Consider the following 18,180-nt stretch of genomic DNA (forward strand, 5'->3'; position numbering starts at 1 on the left):
TTCAGGGGTGGGAAGGTTCCGGCAGAGGCAAAACGCCCGCCGGGCCCATTGATGTGGTTGAGCTTGCATTCCTTCGTTGACCCGCCCTGCGCCCCGATGACAGCCGCGTGTGCATTCACGCGCCTCCAGTCATATCCGATGCCAACGTCCCCCGAAAGCTGAAAGCCCAAATGCCAGATTCAAAGGTCGACTTCCTTCGCCCGCGCACGCATCGCTTTGCGCTGGAGAGCCGTCAGCTGTTCGACGGCGCTGCCTTCGTCGAGGCAGCCACACACGCGGCCGACGCGCCCCAGGCGGCCAGCGCCCCGGCGGAAACGCAACACCACGCGGAGCCTGCGCATCCGGCACCGCCGCAACGTGAACCGGCCCCGTCGGATGCGGCGCCCGCTGCGCAGCCCGCACCGAGCGCGCCGCACGAGGTCTATGTGGTCGACCAGAACGTCGCGAACTGGCAGCAGCTCGCCGCTGCGGTTCCGCAAGGGGCCGAACTGATCCTGCTGGACAGCCGCTCTTCGGGCGTCCAGCAGCTCGCGGACGCCCTTCGTGGCGACACCGGCATCACCGCGCTGCATATCCTGAGCCACGGCAGCACCGGCGAAATCACCCTCGGCAACGAGCAGGTGGATGCAGCCGGCCTCGCGCGCTCGGCCGAGGCCTGGAGATCCATCGGCGCGAGCCTCACCGCCGACGCCGACATCCTGCTCTACGGCTGCGACGTCGCTGCCGATGGCGCGCAGTTCTCGCAAGCGCTCGCCAGCCTGACCGGCGCCGACGTGGCCTCGTCCACCGATGCCACCGGCGCAGCCTCCCGCGGCGCGGACTGGACGCTCGAATCCGCCACCGGGCACATCGAGGCGCGCAGCTTCGTGGACACCGACTACGACGGCGTGATGGCCGCGCCGACGGTCAGCACCACGGCGACGCGCCTGGTCGTCGCGGAGCCGAGCAGCCTGAATGCACCCGGCGCCGATCGCGGCACGCTCAGCGGCTGGACCCTCACCGACGACGGCTCCGGCAACGTGACCGTCACCGCGGTGGTCGAAGATCCGGCCAAGGGCACGCTGTCCTCTGCCAGCACCACCGGCGTCACCGGCATCGCCGGCGGCTACAGCTTTACCGGCAGCGTGGCGGCGGCGAATGCCTGGCTGAACCAGCTGGTGTTCGCCGCAGCCGATGTCGAGCTCGGCACCACGGCGGCCAGCACCCGCATCGTGGTCACCGTCACCGACTCGGAAGCACCCGCGCTGACCGCGACACGCGCGCTGGACGTGACGGTGACGCCGTCGAACGACCCCGTATCGGTGGCTGATGCGACCCAGTCCGTCAACGAGATCGGCAACACGGTCCTGACCGTCGCGACGCTGAACGCGATCGATCCGGAAGTGGCGCTCGGTACCCAGGTGCCCAGCCAGGTGGTGTACGCCCTCACGGCCGACACCGTGCATGGGTATCTCACGCTCGACGGCACGCGCCTGGGCATCGGCGCGGTCTTCACGCAGCAGGACGTGATCGATGGCCGCGTGGTGTATGTCCATACCGCCACGGGCGCCGACCAGAACACGCAGGACGGCTTCGCGGTGCAGATCAACGACGGCGCGACGCCTTCGAACCGGTCCGACACAGCCGCCATCACGCTCAACGTCACGCCGCTCAACCAGGCGCCGACCGTCAGCGGCTCGGGCACCATCCTCGAAGGCCAGCCTGCCCATGCGCTCGACGGCGGCGGCAACCCGGCGTCGGTGGTCGGCAACTTCATCGTCGCCGCAGGCGGCGGCGACGATGCCGATGGGGCGCTCACCGTGCGGCTGACCAGCCTGCCGACCGATGGCACGCTGTTCTTCACCGGCACGGTCGCCATCGGCGGCGTGTCCCAGGCTGTCACCAACCGCGCGGTGACGCAGGCCGACATCGATGCCGGCTTCGTCTTCGCCTATGGGGCGCGTGGCGGCCTGACCTATGCCAACAACGGCAACCGCGACATCAACCCCGCAACCCCATACCCGTACGCAGACGGCTTCGGCGTCGCAATCAGCGACGGCGGCGGCGGCGCAGGCGTCGGCGCCGCGCTGACCACCAACGCGACGATCGCGCTGACCATCCAGCCCACGGACGACGACCCGACGCTGGACCCGGCGAGCAGCCTGGTTGCCACCGTCACCGCATCCGGCGACGGCAGCGGGCCCTATACGGTGACGCTGACCGAGGCCATGCTGAATGCCTTCGATGTCGACTCGAGCGACGATCGCCTGACCATCGCCGTGACCTCGCAGGCCCTGCTCGACCAAGGCCGCCTGCTGCTCGACGGGCAGGTGCTGCCGAACGGCGGCACCTTCACCATTGCCGATGTCAAGGCGGGGCGCGTGCAGTACGTGCAGCAGACCGGCGCCGGGCCGAACCAGACCGACGCCTTCCAGTTCCAGGTGCGCGACAACACCACCAGCGTGCGCTGGAACCCCGACGGGACGCGAGTCGAGCGCGACGGCGGCCAGTACGACGACGGCGGCACGCCCGGCAACTACAACGACGACAGCCTGCGCAGTTTCAATTTCACGATCAACCTGGTGGAGACGCCCACCGGAAACAACGGCAGCTTTCCGCCCCTGGACAACGCCACCGCCCACGCCGACTCCAACTACGCAGGCACCAACGACAGCGGTGTGTCGCGCGGAACCCTGAGCGAGGGCGGCACCATCGTCCTGGCCGGCACCGGCAGCGATTTCAGCGTCACGCCAGGACTGAGCTACACGGCCGACGGCGTGCCGGCCGAGCAGGTGGTCTACACCATCCTCGGCTTCGACGGCGTGACCGGCGGCGCATGGAACGGCGTGCTGCAGCGCTTCAACGGCTCGACGTGGATCAGCATGGGGGTGTACGACACCTTCACCCAGGCCGATCTCGACGCGGGCAGCATCCGCTTCCAGCACGACGGCGCCAGCGAAGACTTCGAGTCGAGCGTGCGGCTCTCCGCATCGGCCGGCGTGCTCGTCGATGACGGCGCAGGCGGGCTGACCTCGGATTCTTGGGAAACCAGCTTCACCTTCTTCATCACGCCGGTCAACGACGCGCCGGTCACGGTCGGCTCGTCGAACACGGTCATCCCCGAAGGCGGCACGGCCTACATCACGACCGGGCAGCTGCAGATCACCGACCCGGACGACGTCGCCAGCGAAAGCTACCTCGAGTCCTCGACCACGCTGCCCGGCGGCGGCAGCAACTACGCGTTCGACAACGCGGCAAGCGGCGCCGGCGCGCTGCAGGTCGAAGTGCTGACGCTGCCACCTGGCGGCACGCTGCAGTATTCGACCGACGGCGGCACGAACTGGCTCAACGTGAGTGCGGGCCAGCGCATCGATGCGGCGCTGATCACCGGCAGCGCCGGCACCACCGGGCTGCGCTTCGTGAGCGACGGCTCGGAGCTGCGCAGCACCAGCTTCGACGTGCGCGCGGTCGACCGCTGGAACGCCACCTCGAACACGGCAACGGTCGGCATCCAGATCACCAACGTCAACGACGCGCCGCAGATTGCGCCGGACCCGACGCAGGCCGACCCCGGGACGTCGGCCAACAACCCGCTGACGGTGGCGGAGGGCGGCTACGCGCAGGTCTCGACGGCCATGCTGTCGGCCTTCGACACCGACAGCAGCACGACCCAGGTTCAGTACACCATCACCGCAGCCACGACGCACGGCAGCATCGCGTACTCGACCGACGGCGTCACCTTCCTGCGCCTGGGTGTCGGATCGTCCTTCTCGGAAGCCGACGTGCGGGCCGGGCGCATCTACTACCTGCATGGCGGCGACGAGTCCGACGGTGCCACCTATCCGAATCCGCCCAGCGACTCCTTCACCTTCAGCCTGGGCGATGGCGACAAGGAGCAGCCCGGCAACCAGTTCTGGATCTACGTCACGCCGGCCAACGATGCGCCGGTGGTCACGGGGCCGGCCGGTCCGATCCCGATCGACAGCGCGACGGCCGTCAACAATCCGGTGCCGGGCTTCAGCGTGGCCGATTCCGACATGGACACGCCGACGGCAGGCGAGAGTGATTTCGTCCAGGTCACCGTGCGCCTGCTCGATGCGGGCGGCAACGCCTTCAACGCCGGCGCCTACGCGGGCGTGACCATCGGGTCGACGTCCTTCGGAGGGGTGACGGTCGACGGCGACAAGAACGGCGCCGCCGACTTCCTGACGCTGCGCGGCACTCGCGCGCAGGTCAACGCGGCCCTCGCCGGCCTGACCGTGACCTTCGGCGACGACCGCGACGCGGTCTATCAGGTGCAGGTCATCGCGGACGACCGGCTGCGCGACGCGGCCGGTACCCTCCAGGCCGGTGCCAACGGGGGCCCGGTCAACGAATCCGTCCCGCCGGGCACCGCCGGCATCGCCGTCCCGGCGACCGAGTACGACTGGTACAGCGCCGGCGTTCCGACGGCCGGCGCCATCACCGGCAATCTCTCGGCGGCGTCGGTGCGCATCCAGGCCTCGAGCGACAACGACCCCGCGACGTTGACGGCGCCGCCGAGCGCGAACGTGGTCGAGGACCAGGCGACCTACATCGGTGGCGGCTTCGTAGTCGCCGACCCCGAGTCCGCCGCGTTCGACACGCCGGTCACCGTGCGGCTGTCGGTGCCCAGCGGCACGCTCGGCATCGGCGGCGCCGGCGCGCAGGGCAGCGTCACGCCCGGCGGCGGCCAGGCGGTCACGGTCACGGGCGACAACACCGGCCTGCTCGTCCTCACCGGCCGTGCGAGCGACATCCAGGCCCTGATCAACAGCGGCACCTCGACGGGCCTCACCTACCGCAGCGCGGCCAATGTGAACCACGACACCAACGGCGGCGATGCCGGCGACGTGACGCTCACCGTCTCCTTCGACGACGCCGGCTCGCGCATCGGCGGCGACGTGGGTGCCGGCAGCGTTGCCGACAACCCGCCTGACGTGACCATCGCACTGACCATCGCGCCGGTGAACGATGCGCCCACGGTTTCGCTCGGCGGCGGCGTCACCCCGGGTACACCCGTCGTCCTGACCGGCGGCGCCACGCCCACCGCGGTACCCGGCTTCGTGGTCGGTGACGTCGACATCGACGGCGACATCGCCGGCAACGGCGGCGCATCGGACGTGACCGATGGCGAGAGCGACTTCCTGCAGCTGACCCTCCGCATCACCGATGCCGCGGGCAATGCCTTGCCCGCCACCTACTACGACGGCACCAACGGCGAGGTCACCATCACCTCGAGCAACGCCGGCAGCTCGGGCGTGACGGTCGACGGCGTTTACGACGGCACCGGGAGCGCGCTGGTCATCAGCGGCACCCGAGCCCAGGTGCAGGCCTACCTGGACGGCCTCGCCGTCGCGCTGACTGGCGAGCTGGCCAACGGCGACGTGGGCTACCGGGTCGAGGTCATTGCCGACGACCGCGTGCGCGACGGCGGTGGCGTGGTGACCGGCGCCGACGGCGGCCAGAACGACAACGCGGGCAACGGCACGGTGCTCCCCCCGGCAACGGCCATCAACCCCTACGCGGCCACCCCGGGCGGACTGGCGAGCAACGTCGCATCGACCTACCGCAGCTTGTTCCCGTCGTCCGTGAACGATCCGGCGCACATCGCGGCCGGCAACCTGAATGCCGGGGAGGGCGGCGGCAGCGTCACCATCACCGGCATCACGGTGACCGACCAGGACGCGCTGGACACCAGCATCCTCACCACCACCGTGTCGGTACCCGCCGGCTTCACCATCACCGGCATTGGCGCGGGCAGCGGCGGCAGCGCGGTGATCGCGGGCGACGGCCGTTCGGTCACCCTCACCGGCACGCTGGCCGAGATCAACAGCCGCATCAACACCATCGCCGTGCAGCTGCCCGACGCGCCCGGCGTCGCGGGGCGGCCGGACTGGAACGGTTCCTTCACCGTCACCGTGGTGGTCGACGACGAGGGCAACACGGGCGGGCGGCCAGCGACGGTGGCCCCGGGCGACAACAGCACGACCGGCACCTTCGCCTACCAGGACGGCGTGGCCGCCGACCTGGTCACCACCCGCACGTTCAGCGTCACGGTCGACCCGCTCAACGACGCTCCGGTCGTGGTCGGCGGCAATGCCGAGACCCTGCCGGCGGTGAACGAGGACGCCGGCAACGCGGCCGCCGGCAGCACCGTCGCTGCACTCTTCGGCAGCCACTTCAGCGATGCGGCCGACCTGATCGACAACAGCGCCACCGGCGCGACCGGCGGCAGCGCGTCCGACGGCTTCTTCGGCGTGGCAATCACCGGCTTGGCGTTGAATCCGGCGCAAGGCGAATGGCAGTACTCGCTGGACGGCACGACCTGGACAGCGGTGGGCGCACGCCGCGATGCCGGCGCGCTGGTGCTCGCATCGAGTGCCCAACTGCGCTTCGTGCCGGCCGCGAACTTCCACGGCACGCCCAACGTGCTCACGGTTCGGCTTGTCGAGACCGATGCCAATGCCGACAGCGCGACGCCCGATCCGGTATCCGGCTCGACCGTGAACGTCGCAGGCGCCGGCAACGGCGGCACCACCGTCTACAGCGCGGGCACAGTCGTGCTGTCGACCAGCGTGGCCAACGTCAATGACCGGCCCACCGCGACCGATGCCGTGCTCACTGCCGGCGTGGAGGACCAGCAGGGCCAGCCCGCGCCTGCAGCCACCGCGGCCGGCCTGTTCGGCGGCGGCTACGCCGATGCCACCGACAACCAGACCGGCATCACCGGCGGCGGCAATGCGGCCACGCCCTTCGGCGGCATCGCGATCGTCGGCAATGCCGCCACCGCGGCACAGGGCACCTGGCAGTACTCGACGGACAGCGGTACGAGCTGGACGGCGGTGCCGGCGGGTGCATCGGACGGCAGCGCGGTCCTGCTGGCGCCCGATGCGCAACTGCGCTTCGTGCCGGCCGCCAACTACAACGGCACGCCCGGCGCCTTGACCGTGCGCGTGTCCGACACCGCCGTAGTCGCAGGCGCGGGCGACATCAGCGCCACGGTCGACGCTCCCACCAGCCCATGGTCGGTGACGCACACGCTGTCCACCACCGTGGCGCCGCGCAACGACGCGCCGGTGCTCGCGGGAACGCCCACCAACGCCGATGCGGTCGAGAACGGGCAGACCGGCACCGGGGTCAGCATCCCGCCGGTCGCGCTGCTCGGCGGCGGCAGTGTGTCCGATCTCGACCTCGCCACCACACCGGGCTTGGGCGCCGGCATCTTCGGCGCGGGCCGCGTCACCGTCAGCCTCGACGGCTACCAGCCGGGCGACCTGCTGCTGGTGGACGGCGCGCTGCCGGCCGGTGCCATCGTCTCCGGCGGCAACGGCACGCCGCTGGTCGTGCAGTTCGATGCGGACACCACGCTGGCCGAAGTGCAGGGCGTGCTGAATGCGCTGTCGTACCGCAGCACCGGCGACAACCCCACCAACTTCGGCGCCGACCCGGACCGGGTCTACACCATCGTCGTCAACGACGGCAACAACGTGCAGGCGGGTGGTGATGCGGGCGGCCCCGCGCTCGACAGCAACGTGCTGACCGGCACGCTCACCATCGTTGCCGCGAACGATCTGCCCACGGCCAACGACGACACGCACAGCATCGTCGAGGACACGCCCTCGGTCGGCGCCAACGTCGTCACCGGCCGCCTGGGAGGGCAGGGCGACACCGATCCCGACAACGCAACGCTGACCGTGAGCGCCGTGCGCACCGGCACCGAGGCCGGCACCGGCACCGCCGGCAGCGTCGGCAGCCCGCTGGCGGGCACCTACGGCAGCGTCGTCCTCAATGCCGACGGCAGCTACACCTACACGCTGAACAACGCCGACCCGCGGGTGCAGGCGCTGACGGCCGGCGAGACGCTGACGGAGGTCTACACCTACACCATCTCCGACGGCGCGGGCGGCACCGACATCGCGCAGCTCACGATCACCATCAACGGGGCTGCCGATGGCGGGCCGGGCGATGACATTCCGGGCATCGTGGTGAACGACCAGAACGGTGCGGCGACCGGCCAGCTGAGCGTGAACGAGGCCGGCCTCACCAGCGCCGGTGACACCAGCGAAACGGGCGGCAGCAGCTTTGCGATCACCGCCGCGGATGGCCTGAGCGGCATCGGCATCAACGGCACGGCCCTGACGCTGGCACAGCTGCAGGCCGCGACCCCCGGCGCGCCGCTGGTCATCACGACTGCCGACGGCGTGCTGAACATCACCGGCTTCACGCCGACCGGTACGGTGGGCGCGCTCACCACCGCCGGCAACGTGAGCTACACCTACACGCTGCTGCAGCGGCAGGACCACAGCGGCGGCGAGGTCGTCGACCCGTTCGCGCTGACCGTGACCGACCGCGATGGTGATGTCGCCAACGGCACCCTCACGGCGCTGATCGTCGACGACGTGCCGCTGGCGGCGAACGACACGAACAGCATCGACGAAGACGCGGGCACGAACACGGTCAGCGGCGACGTGAAGGCCAACGACCGCAACGGCGCGGACGACGGCAACGGCGTGCCCCTCACGGGCGTCAGCTTCGGCGCCACGGCGGGCACGCTGGGCAGCCCGCTCGCCACCGCCTACGGCAGCATCGTCGTCAACGCGGACGGCACCTACACCTACACGCTGGACAACGACAACGCCCTCGTCAACGCGCTCAAGGACGGCGAGACGCTGACCGAGACGCTGAGCTACACGATCGTCGATGCCGACGGCGACACCTCGACCGCCACGCTCACCCTCACCATCAACGGCCGCACCGACCCGGGCGGGCCGGCGATCGTTCCCATCGACGGCAACGGCGCCGCGGCCGGCCAGGCCGAGGTGCATGAAAGCGGCCTGGTCGACGGCCCCGGCGGCGTGGATTCGCGCGAGACCACCAACGGCACCATTGCCATCAGCGCGGCCGACGGCATGACTTCGGTGACCGTCGGCGGCACGACGCTGACGGTCGCGGAACTGCAGGCGCTCGGCACCACGCCGCGCAGCATCGACACCGGCGAGGGCACGCTCGTGCTCACCGGCTTCACGGCCACCAGCACGGTCGGCGGCGTGCCGACCGCCGGCGAGCTGAGCTACACCTACACGCTCAAGAACCCGCTCGGCCAGCCCGGCGCCGCCGAGAGCTTCGATCCCGTCGCGCTGCAGGTCACCGACGCAGGCGGCGGCGCGGGCACGGGCACGCTGCAGGTGCGCATCGTCGATGACGTGCCGGTGGCGGCGAACGATGCTGCCAGCATCACCGAGGACGCCACGCCGAATACCGTGAGCGGCGACGTGAAGGCGAACGATGCCAACGGCGCCGATGACGCCAACGGCGTGCCGGTCACCGGCGTAGGCTTCGGCGGCACGTCGGGCAGCGTGGGCAGACCGCTCGCGACCGCCTACGGCAGCATCGTCGTCAACGCCGACGGTACCTACACGTACACCCTGGACAACGCCAATCCGGCCGTCCAGCATCTGCTGCCCGGCGAGACGTTGACCGAGGCGGTCAACTACACCATCACCGACGCGGACGGCGACACCTCGACGGCCACCATCATCATCACCCTCGGGGGCGCCAACGACGGCGTGTCGCTGGGGGTCGACGACGGCAACGACCCCGGCAGCGCCGGCGAGGCCACCGTCAGCGAACGCGGATTGGATGACGGCGGCGACCCGAGCGAGACCACCACCGGCCGCTTCGTGATCCGCACGCCGGACGGGCTCGGCAACCTCGAGGTTGCCGGTACCACGCTGACGCCGTCGCAGCTGGCGCAGCTCGGCGCCGCGCCGATCACCCTCGTCACCGACAAGGGCCTGCTTACGCTTACCGGCTACGACCCGGCAAGCGGCGAAATCACCTACAACTACACCCTGACGCACCGGCAGGCGCACGCGGGCGGCGAGACGACGGACGACATCGCCATCGTCGTGCGCGACCGCGACGGCGACACCCGCACGGGCACGCTGCGCGTGCTGGTGATCGACGATGTGCCCACGGCGCACGACGACGCCGCGGCGGTCGACACCACGCGGCCGGGCGCCTCCACCGTCGGCGGCAACGTGTTCGGGCCGAACGGCCGGGGACCGGGCGACGTCGGCGACCGCATCGGCGCCGACTACGTGGCCGAGCCCGTGACCGCCTTCTCCTTCGAGGGGCGCTCCGGCGTGATCGGCGGGGGTGCACTTGCCGGCGCCTACGGCAGCCTGCGCATGAATGCGGATGGCGGCTACAGCTACGCGGTGGACACCGGCAATTCGCGCGTCGCCGCGCTCAGCGACGGCCAGACGCTGACCGAGGTCTTCAGCTACACCATCACCGATGCGGACGGCAGCACGAGCACCGCCCAGCTGGTGGTGACGATCCGCGGCGCTTCGCAGTTCCGCCCGCCCGAGGGCAACCAGGTCTTCCCGATCGAGTACCCGTCGCAGCAGCGCGTCATCTCGCAAGGCATGGCGCCCGCGCTCTTCGTGCAGTTCTCGGTGCAGGAATCGCAGCGGGTCAGCCAGGAGGCACTGGCATCGATCGCGGCACGCGTGGCCGGAGGCGCGTCGTACAGCGCTTTCGAGCAGGACACGCTGTCCGGCATCGGCCAGGGCATGAGCAACATCCAGCACGTCAGCCGCGACGGCGTGGCCGCCTCGCTTCGGCTGCTGGAGGACCTGCGGCAGAGCCTGGCGCTGCGCGGACTCGCTGCCGGCCTGCCGGGTGGCGGCAATGCGCTGTTCGGCGACTTCCCTCTATTCGCCGCGCCGGAAGAAAAGGCGCCTGTGCCTGCACAGGGCGGTGGCGAGCGCATCGTGGTGCCCGGGGCCAAGACCTCCGCCGCGCCGCTCGACGCGCTTGCACCGCATGCGGAAATCATCCGCCTGCCGGCCTCAGCCCACGCTGCCGAAACCCCGCTGCGCCCGGCCGATGCGCGTTCCTTCTCCGACCGGCTCGCTGCGAGTGCTGCCGAACGCGGCACCGTGCGCGACGTCGTTCGCGTCCAGCAGCACGAGGCCGTGCGCGTCACGGTGCCGGGAGCCCGTTCGTGATGGCAGGCGCTCCCTCGGACCCATCTTCCAAACCCGACATGAGAGACCCCAAAGTGAAGCAATCGAAGCACTCGAAACTCCCCGGCGTCGCCAGCCTGACGGCAGTCGCCGTTGCCATCCTCCTCGCCGGCTGCAGCGTCAATCCGGTCCAGGTGACCCCGGAAGAGGTGGCGCAGCGCGTCGCCAGCGACCAGGCGCAGATGTACAAGGACCAGGTGCCGGTCGCGGCACCCATCGGCTATTCCGACGCGCTGGCGCGGGCGCTCAAGTACAACCTCGACTACCGGCTCAAGCTGATGGAAAGCGCGCTCGCACGCGGCCTGCTCGACGTCTCGGCCGCCGACATGCTGCCCAAGCTGGTGGCCGATGCCGGCTACAACGACCGCAGCAACGATTCGGGCGGCACCAGCATCGGCATCGAGGACCGCGTGGTGAGCCTGCGGCCCTCCACCTCCGAGGAACGCTCGCACTACTACGGCCGCGCCACGCTGTCGTGGAACGCGCTCGACTTCGGCCTGGCGTACTTCCGCGCCAAGCAGGCCGCCGACGAGGTGAACATCGCCGAGGAACGCCGCCGCAAGATCCTGCAGAACATCGTGCAGGACGTGCGCAACGCCTACTGGCGCGCGCTCGGTGCGCAGCGGCTGCTCGCCGACGCCGACCAGCTCGCCACCCGCATCGAGGATGCGCTTGCGAAGTCGCGTGAAGCCGAGCGCGCCGGCGTTCTGCCGCCTGCGCAAGGCCTCGCTTACCAGCGCGCGCTGCTGGACGCGATGACGCTGGTCAACCTCAAGCGGCAGGAAATGCAGTTCGCCAAGCGCGAGCTCGCCGCGCTGATGAGCCTGCCGCCCGGCACCGAGTTCACCCTGGTCGACGGCCCCGTGGACATGCTGGCTCCAGCCACGCTCGACATCGACAAGCTCGAACGCGCCGCGCTGGAAAATCGGCCCGAGCTGCGCGAGGAGGACTACAAGTCCCGCGTCGGCGTCAACGAGACCAAGAAGCAGATCGCCGCGCTGTTCCCCAGCCTCAACCTGTATGCGGGCCCGCGCTACGACTCCAACGACCTGCTCTACAACAACAGCTGGAGCGATGTCGGCGTGAGTGTCTCGATGGACCTCTTCCGCCTCGCCGCGATCCCGGCGATCAAGCGCACCAACGAAGCGCGGGTGCGCAACGACGAGGCGCGCCGCCTCGCGCTTTCGATGGCCGTGATCACGCAGGTGCGCGTGTCCGTCGAGCGCTACAAGCTGGCCCTGGTGGACCAGGAGCTCGCGGCCGAATCGAGCCGCGTGGACCAGCGCCTGGCGAGCGTGTCGCGCGCCGGCAGCAGCCATCGGCTCGAGAGCGAGCTCGAGTCCCTGCGCACCGATTCGCGTGCGCTGGTTTCGCGCTTCTACCTGGCCACCGCCTATGCCGCGACCCAGGCCTCCTATGCGCGCGTGCTCAATTCGGTCGGCATCGACCTCCTGCCCGACACCGTGACGGGCACCGACCTGCCGACCTTGGCAAAGGCCATCGACAACAGCCTGGCCGAAGGCGAGAAAGTGGCCTTCGTGCAGACCGTCGCGGTGCAGACCGCGAGCCGGCCGATCGTCGTGCGCGTTCAGAACCTGCCGCAAGGTGTGAGCGAAGACGCGGTGCGCGGCGCGGTCGAGCGCATCGTGGCACGCAACGATCTGCAAACCGCGCAGGGCGGCGACGCGCTGGCGCTGACGCTCGCATTCGAGCGCATGGATTCGCGCGCCACGGCGCGCGCGCAATGGCGCGTCACGCTCTCCGAGCCCGGCGGCCGGCAACTGCTGTCGCAGCGCTATGCGAGCTTCCTGCCGAACGCGCCGACCGAACGCGCGCTCGGCGCCTTCGCCGAGGCGGCGACGCTGTCGGTGATCTCCGACGTGCGGCGCCTGTCGCGCAGCGGTGCCTCCGTGGCGCAGAAGCCGTGAAGAGGATCGCCAGGCCGCTCGGTCTCCTTGCGCTCTTCCTCTGCGTGCACGGGCTCGGCCTCGGCCTCGGCCTCCAGCAGGCTGCTGCCGAACCGGTGCCGGCGCGTGCGCCCCTGCAGGGCGCGCCCACTGCCGCGCCGGTGCGCTTCCTCGTCGTTGCATCGCAGGAAAGCATCCTCTCCGCGTCGGTCGCGGGCCGCTTCGCCAAGGTGCCGGTGCAGCTTGGAGACAGCGTGCGCGCAGGCCAGGTGCTGGCCGCTTTCGATTGCGCCGAGATCCAGGCGCGGCGCGATGCGGCACGGGCCGAAGCCGAGGCCGCGCGGGTGCAGTACGAGGCCAAGATGAAGCTGCAGGGCCTGCAATCGGCGGCCGAGGTCGAAGTCGAGCTCGCTGCCGCCAACGTGAACAAGGCGCAGAGCCAGATCCGCATCTTCGACGCGCAGCTGGCCCAGTGCGCCTTCGTCGCTCCGTTCGCGGGCAAGGTGGCCCGCGTGCATGTCAAGGTGGGGCAGGGCGTGAATCCCGGCGCGCCGGTGGTGGAGCTCGTCGGCAGCGGTCCGCTCAAGGCGCGGATGAACGTGCCCTCGCAATGGCTGGCCTGGCTCAAGCCGGGCGAGCGCCTGGAAGGCACGGTCGACGAGACCGGCGGCGCCTGTGGCCTCAAGGTCACGCGCGTGGCCGGGCGCGTCGACGCGGTGAGCCAGACGGTGGAGATAGAAACCGAGCTCGCGAGCGCCAGCGGCCAGGTGCTGCCCGGCATGAGCGGCCAGGTTCGCGCGCCGGTGCGGCGTTGAGCCCCGCCCCCTGCGGAAAGAAGCCATGACCGACCTGGCCTTCCATGCGCTGGCCGCAAAGGTGCGCGCGGCCACGCGCGCAGCCGATCTCGCCTTCGTCATCTGCAACGAGACCCATGCGCTCGCCAGCTACCGGCAGGCGGCGCTCGTTGGCTATTTCGGCGCGCGGCGCACCCGGCTCGTGGGCCATTCAGGGCTGGCCGATGTCGAACCGGATTCCCCCTACGCGCTGTGGCTCGCTGAAGTGGGCGACCATCTGCGGCCGCAGCTCGATGCGCTGCCCGCCGGGGCACCGGTGCTGGCGCTGGCGCCCGCGATGCTGCCGCCGGCGCTCGCCACCTCCTGGGCCGACTGGCTGCCCGACCATGTGTGGGCATTGCCGCTCGCGGGGCCTGATGGCCGGGTGCGGGCGGTCCTGTTGCTGGCCCGCGAAAACCCGTGGCCTGCCGAGTTCGACGCCGGGGCACCCGAGTACCTGCTGCTGCAGGCTGCCGGGACCTATGGGCATGCCTGGTGGGCGCTGACGGGCCGCCGGCGCTCCGTCGGCGCGCTGTGGCAAGGGCTCTGGGCCCGCAAGGCGCTGCGCTGGTCGCTGCTCCTTCTTCCGCTGCTGCTGCTCGTGCCCGTGCGCGAATACGCGCTGGTGCAGGCCGAGGTGGTCTCCCTGCGCAGCCAGGTGATCGCCTCGCCCCGCGACGGCGTCATCAAGCGCATGGTGGTGCGTCCCAATACACCCGTCGAGGCCGGGCAGACGCTCGCCGAGCTCGACGACACCACGCTCTTCAACCGGCTGGCCGTCGCGCAGGCCGCACTGGCCAGCGCGCGCCTCGAACTGCACCAGGCCTCTCAGCGCGCCATCGAATCGCAGAGCGCCAAGGCCGAGCTCAACCTCGCCGAGGGCAAGCTGCGCGAGCGCGAGGTCGAAGTGGCCGGCCTGCAGCGCGAGGTGGCGCAGCTGTCGATCAAGGCGCCGGCCCGGGGGGTGTTCGTCTACTCCGATCCCGACGACTGGGCCGGGCGGCCGGTGCAGACGGGTGAACGCGTGGGGCTGCTGGCCGATCCGGCCTCGCTCGGCGTGCAGGCGTGGGCACCGGTCAGCGAGGCGGTCAACCTCGCGCCAGGCGCGCCGATGACGCTGTTCCTGCGCGTCGCGCCGCTCGACCCCGTCTCCGCGCGGCTCGACTACGCCGGCTACCAGGCGGTCGAAGCGCCGAACGGGATTGCGAGCTACCCGCTGCGCGGACATCTCGAAGAGACGGCCGCCGTCACCCGGATCGGGCTGCGCGGCACGGCGCGCGTGTCGGGCGACTGGACCGTGCTGGGCTACCTGATGTTCCGGCGCCCCTTTGCTGCCGTGCGGGAGTGGTGCGGATGCTGAGCCCTGCCGCCGCCGCCGTGCCCCCGCCCTGGCCTTCGCTGCGGGAAGAACTGCAGATCCATGCGGCGGGCGCGAACCGCGACGGTTCGCCCGCTTGGCACATCTGCGATCCGGTGCGCAATCTTTTCTTTCGCATCGGCTGGCTGGAGTTCGAGATGCTGCAGCGCTGGCGCCTCGCCGATGCGCAACGTATCGCCCACGAGGTCGCGGAGGCCACCACGCTGGCGCCGGAGGCCGACGACGTGGACGGTTTCCGCAGTTTCCTGGAGCGCCATCAATTGCTGCGCGCAGCGCGCCAGAAGGCGCCGATGCCGATCTGGCGATGGCTGCTCAACAACTACCTCTTCATCCGCATTCCGCTGGTGCGGCCGGCGTTGTGGCTGGCGCGGCTCCTGCCCTGGGTGGGTTGGCTGTTCACGCGCTGGTCCGCCGGCCTGAGCGCACTTGCCGCTGGCGGAGGCCTGGTGCTCGCAGCCCGGCAGTGGGACACCGTGGAAGCGAATCTGCGCGGCGCGCTGAGCTGGGAAGGTGTGGCGGGCTTCGCCGGCGCGCTGATCGTCTCGAAGCTGCTGCATGAGCTGGGCCATGCGCTGGTCTCCACCAGGCTCGGCGTTCGCGTGGGCCACATGGGCGTGGCGCTGCTCGTGATGTGGCCCATGGCTTACACCGACACCGGCGAGAGCTGGAAGCTGGAGCGTTCGCGCCATCGCTTCGCGATCGCCTCCGCGGGCATCGCTTCCGAGCTGGTGCTGGCGGCGTGGGCGACCCTGCTCTGGGCCTTCCTGCCCGATGGCGACCTGCGCAGTGCGCTGTTCTTCCTCGCCACCACCGCGTGGGTGATGACCTTGCTCATCAACGCCAGTCCCTTCATGCGCTTCGACGGCTACTACATGCTCGCCGACGCGATCGACTTTCCGGGCCTGCACGAACGCGCAGGGCAGCAGGCGAGGCACTTTCTGCGGCGCTGGCTGCTCGGCCTGGACGATCCGCTGCCGGAGACCCTGTCGCCCGGCTTTCGCCGCCTGCTGATCGCGTTCGCCTTCGCCACCTGGATCTACCGGCTGGTGCTGTTCGTCGGCATCGCGGTGGTGGTCTACCACGCCTTCTTCAAGGCGCTCGGCGTGTTCCTCTTCTTCGTCGAGATCGGCGTCTTCGTCGGCCGCCCGGTATGGACCGAACTGCGTGCGTGGCGTGGGCGCCGCGCCGAGATCCCGCGCCGGCGCAAGCTCGCATGGCTGTTCGCCGCCGCGGCGTCGTGGCTGGTGCTCTGGCTGCCTTGGCACACCGGCATCACGGCGCCGGGCGTGATCAAGGCCGGATCGGAGCAGCCGGTCTATTCACCCTTCGCGGCACGCGTGAGGGCACTGGACATCGCGGACGGGGCTGAGGTCCAGCCAGGTCGCGAACTGCTGACGCTCGATGCGCCGAGCCAGGCCGAGGAGCGCGACAAGGCACGCGTCCTCGCGCTGGCCTACACGCGCACCGCGCGCGGTGCGCTCGGCCTGGACGAAGGCCCGGCGGCGCAACTCGCCGTGGCCGAACAGCAGGCGAGCCGCTGGGACGCCGAGCGCCGCGCGCGTGAAGCCGAGTTGCTCCGGCTGCAGTTGGTCGCCACACAAGCCGGTGAAGTGCGCGACGTCGATCCGCTGGTGGGCCAGGGCACCTGGGTGGCGCCCTCGCAGCTCATCGCGATGGTGGTCGACGGCCGGCGCTGGCGTGTCGAGGCGCTTGTGCCCGAGCACGACCGGCAGCGCCTGGCGCGCGGCAGCACGGCGACGGTCATCGTGAAGGGGCGCACGCGCAAGCTGGAAGGACAGGTCCGCGCCATCGACAGCAACCCCGTCAAGCGCCTGCCGCACATGCTGTTGGCGAAGGATCACGGCGGCCCCATCGCGCTCAACCCGACACGGCCGAAGACAGAACTGAGGCCGGCGGAAGCGTGGTTCCGCGTGCTGGTCGAGGGCGAATCGGACACTCCGCTGGCCACGGTGCGCGAGGTGAAAGTGCACTTCGAAGGCACGCGCGAGAGCATTGCGCGCAATTGGATCGACAACGCGCTGTCGGTCGTGATTCAGCAGTCGGGCTTTTGAATCATGTGCGCGCGCCGAGAGACGAACACGCGCCCCTGCGTCCGGCGGTCACGATCGGTTCGCGCGCGGGTCGCGCAGGCACTGCCACGACTTCCTGAAGCGCTGGACCATCCGGGTCTTGCAAGCGCTGTCGCGCTCGGTCTCGAGCACGGCGATCACGATCCACTGGGCCGGATCGAGATGAAGGTCTTCGGCCAGCGCGCCCGCGATCACGGGCGACAGGCGACCCCTGCTTCGCGCGGTGCGCAATGCTTCTTCCGACAGGCCCAGGCGAAGTGCCCAGGCGCGCAGGTTGTCTTGCTCCAGCGCCTTGTCCAGGAGATCCATGGTTGTGGGCGCGGAGCAGCCGGAGGGAGACTGGTCGAAGACGCTGGTCATGGTCGAAGGGCGTGCGCTGCCTGCAGGCAGCGCGCCGCCGAACGGGCCAGTGTTCTTTCAGGAGACGGGGCGGCAAAGCGCTCGAGCAGCTTTCTGCCCAGCCGGGTGATCTCGTCGACCTTCGCCGGCAGTTGCCGCGGGCTTCGATGCAGCCCGCCTGGGGGATGTGCGGCTTCCGGAATCGCAGCCTTGATGGAGCCCGCCAGTTTCAGGATCCTCAAGGTCTCGATCTCGCCATGGTCGACGACGTGGATGGGCAGGCTCGTGTTCGCGAGGCGCCGAAGCAATTCGAGGGGTTGCGGGAAGGCGCCATTGGGCGCTTCGTTCCTGGGTGCGATGTGGGACGTGTGCATGCGTTGCGAAAGATTGAGAAGTTCAAGAGGGCAGGCGTCTGACCTTGCCTGCACGCACCCGTGGCGGGTGTGTCTGGAGCGTGAATGTAGGCACGCCCTCCACGCCGCACAACCGAATTGACAATGCATAAGAATCTCGCGCGAAGGGAAGGAGCGGCGCCATCCACATTGGGAGATTGGTGGGCGTGCAGTCCTACATAAGCGCGCCCGAAATTGACATTCCTTG

Annotated in this window: 7 protein-coding genes; 5 read left to right on the forward strand and 2 right to left on the reverse strand. The window is 70.2% G+C overall.

The genetic code is table 11. The features are described from left to right. Positions 1-170: 170 nt before the first annotated feature. Genes E5CHR_RS11345 through E5CHR_RS11365 form a run of 5 tightly spaced genes read left to right on the forward strand, consistent with a single transcriptional unit; the run spans position 171 to position 17,223 of the window. Positions 171-11,015: a cadherin-like domain-containing protein gene (locus E5CHR_RS11345; protein WP_162579764.1), complete on the forward strand. Its 10,845-nt coding sequence runs from the start codon at positions 171-173 to the stop codon at positions 11,013-11,015. 38 nt (positions 11,016-11,053) lie between these two features. Continuing rightward, entirely contained in the window at positions 11,054-12,961 is a 1,908-nt protein-coding gene (locus E5CHR_RS11350) for a TolC family protein (protein WP_162579765.1), read from the forward strand. Further along, positions 12,958-13,755, forward strand: coding sequence for an efflux RND transporter periplasmic adaptor subunit (locus E5CHR_RS11355; protein WP_162579766.1), 798 nt, complete (start codon positions 12,958-12,960; stop codon positions 13,753-13,755). The genes E5CHR_RS11350 and E5CHR_RS11355 overlap by 4 nt, the downstream gene beginning before the upstream one ends. A 25-nt stretch (positions 13,756-13,780) precedes the next feature. Next, entirely contained in the window at positions 13,781-15,133 is a 1,353-nt protein-coding gene (locus E5CHR_RS11360) for a biotin/lipoyl-binding protein (RefSeq protein WP_162579767.1), read from the forward strand. Next, positions 15,127-17,223, forward strand: a complete 2,097-nt coding sequence (locus tag E5CHR_RS11365) for an HlyD family efflux transporter periplasmic adaptor subunit (RefSeq protein WP_162579768.1) — start codon at positions 15,127-15,129, stop codon at positions 17,221-17,223. Before E5CHR_RS11360 ends, E5CHR_RS11365 begins: the two co-directional genes overlap by 7 nt. A gap of 48 nt (positions 17,224-17,271) precedes the next feature. Here E5CHR_RS11365 and E5CHR_RS11370 read toward each other — a convergent pair whose 3' ends face one another. Both E5CHR_RS11370 and E5CHR_RS11375 read right to left on the reverse strand, forming a co-directional pair. After that, positions 17,272-17,601 carry a hypothetical protein gene (locus E5CHR_RS11370; protein ID WP_162579769.1) on the reverse strand — a complete coding sequence of 110 codons (330 nt, stop codon included), beginning with the start codon at positions 17,599-17,601 and terminating at the stop codon, positions 17,272-17,274. Next, positions 17,598-17,954, reverse strand: a complete 357-nt coding sequence (locus E5CHR_RS11375; protein ID WP_162579770.1) for a hypothetical protein — start codon at positions 17,952-17,954, stop codon at positions 17,598-17,600. Before E5CHR_RS11375 ends, E5CHR_RS11370 begins: the two co-directional genes overlap by 4 nt. Between the last annotated feature and the right edge of the window lie 226 nt (positions 17,955-18,180).

This window comes from Variovorax sp. PBS-H4 (assembly GCF_901827205.1).
Taxonomy (GTDB): Bacteria; Pseudomonadota; Gammaproteobacteria; order Burkholderiales; family Burkholderiaceae_C; genus Variovorax.

Coding starts and splice junctions, on each gene's coding strand:
- E5CHR_RS11345 (WP_162579764.1), top strand. CDS start 171: ATGCCAGATTCAAAGGTCGACTTCCTTCGCCCGCGCACGCATCGCTTT.
- E5CHR_RS11360 (WP_162579767.1), top strand. CDS start 13,781: ATGACCGACCTGGCCTTCCATGCGCTGGCCGCAAAGGTGCGCGCGGCC.
- E5CHR_RS11370 (WP_162579769.1), bottom strand. CDS start 17,601: ATGACCAGCGTCTTCGACCAGTCTCCCTCCGGCTGCTCCGCGCCCACA.
- E5CHR_RS11350 (WP_162579765.1), top strand. CDS start 11,054: ATGAGAGACCCCAAAGTGAAGCAATCGAAGCACTCGAAACTCCCCGGC.
- E5CHR_RS11365 (WP_162579768.1), top strand. CDS start 15,127: ATGCTGAGCCCTGCCGCCGCCGCCGTGCCCCCGCCCTGGCCTTCGCTG.
- E5CHR_RS11375 (WP_162579770.1), bottom strand. CDS start 17,954: ATGCACACGTCCCACATCGCACCCAGGAACGAAGCGCCCAATGGCGCC.